At 70.9% G+C, this 1,696-nt stretch carries 1 protein-coding gene; it reads left to right on the top strand.

Annotated elements, in window-relative coordinates; all coding sequences use genetic code 11:
- The first annotated feature begins 198 nt into the window (after nt 1-198).
- Nucleotides 199-1,524: an IS701 family transposase gene (locus tag C1A33_RS24765; RefSeq protein ID WP_243407913.1), complete on the top strand. Its 1,326-nt coding sequence runs from the start codon at nt 199-201 to the stop codon at nt 1,522-1,524.
- Nucleotides 1,525-1,696: the final 172 nt, after the last annotated feature.

Below are 1,696 nucleotides of genomic sequence, written 5' to 3'. Positions count from 1 at the left end.
CTAGAGTTTCGCAGTTTTCTTGATCGGGATCGGCGGCCGATAACGGCTGGATGATTGATTGGATTGCGTGTGGTGGACTGATTTCCTGGTGTCTGCCGGTGGTATCACGGCGTGTGGCGGAGGGGTGGAAGGCCAGCTCGGAGGGCTGGTAGCGGGAGCATCGACGCTTCCTGTACCAACTCGAAAGAGTGGACGCCGATGCTCCCGGATGTCACGATACCGGTTTCTCTCGCGGTGCTGTTGGAGGGTTTCCGGTCGTGTTTCACAGCGCCGTCGTTCCGGGCGTTTCGGGCGCTCGTCGTCGGGATGCTCGCCGCGGGCGGGCGGCGGACAGTGTGCGGGATGCTCGTCGGCGCGGGCCTGTCGGCGCTGTGGCCGCATGACCGGGCGCACCGGTTCTTCGCGCGGGCGGTCTGGTCGGCCGACCAGGTCGGTCTGGCACTCGCCCGGCTCGTCGTCGACCGGCTCGTCCCGGCCGGGCCGCTGACCGTCGTGGTCGATGACACCCTGTTCCACCGGGCGGGTAGGAAGGTCTGGGCCGTGGGCTGGTTCCACGACGGCTCCGCGAAAGGCGACCGGCAGGTCGGCTTCGGGAACAACTGGGTCATCGTCGGCCTCGTCGTGCCGGTGGCGCTGCTCGGCCGCCCGGTCTGCCTGCCGGTCCTGGCCCGCCTGGTCCGTAAGGACACCGTCTCGGCCTCGCGGCTCTGGCTGGCGGCCCGCGCCCTCGAGCGGCTCGCCGCGGCGTTCCCCGGACGCCAGATCCACGCCGTCGCGGACGCCGCCTACGCCGGCGACGAGCTGCGTACCCTGCCCGACACCGTGACCTGGACGACCCGGCTGCGCCGCGACGCCGCCCTGTTCGCTCCCGCCCCGCCCCGGACCGGGCGGCGCGGCCGGCCCCGCCTGAAAGGTGACCGGCTGCCCAGCCTGACCCAGCTCGCCGCGACCGCGGCGTTCCGGCCGACGACCGTGACCCGCTACGGCCGGACCGAGACCGTCCACCTCGCCGTGATCCGCTGCCTGTGGTACGGCGTGTTCGGCCCGAGGCCCGTCACCGTCGTCCTCGTCCGCGACAGCGAAAGAGCCGCCACCTACGACCTGGCGCTCGTCACCACCGACGCCCTGGCCAAGGCCGCCGATCTCGTCGCCCGCTACGCCGCTCGCTGGTCGATCGAGGTCGCGATCGCCGACGCGAAGCAGATCTTCGGGGTCGGCGAGGCCCGCAACCGGCTCGCCGCCGCGGTCGAGCGCACCGTCCCGTTCGGCCTGACCTGCCAGACCCTCGCCTTCGTCTGGTACCTCACCGCCGGCCACCACGACGGCGACGTCGCCGACCACCGCACCCGCGCCCCCTGGCACACCAGCAAGACCAGGCCCTCCACCACTGACCTGGCCGCCAAGCTCCGCCGCGTCCTGATCACCGCCCAATATCGGCCGACACGGCCCGCGCACCCGACCGACGCGGAAATCCACACCCTCCGACTCGCCTGGGCCACCACCGACTCCGCCCTCGCCGCCTGAAACAGCCCGCGACCCGGCCCGGCGCGGCCCCGCACCCTCGAAAAGCCCGCCGACACAGGCCCCCAGCAGCCCGGACCGACCCCCCGCACGACCCAGCCAAACCCCTCAACAAGATAATTCAACACACCCAAAATCAAGCCATTAGACGATCATGGAAAATGCGAAAGTCGAG

Source organism: Frankia canadensis, assembly GCF_900197875.1.
Classification (GTDB): domain Bacteria; phylum Actinomycetota; class Actinomycetes; order Frankiales; family Frankiaceae; genus Frankia; species Frankia canadensis.
This window is presented reverse-complemented; position numbering and strand designations above follow the sequence as displayed.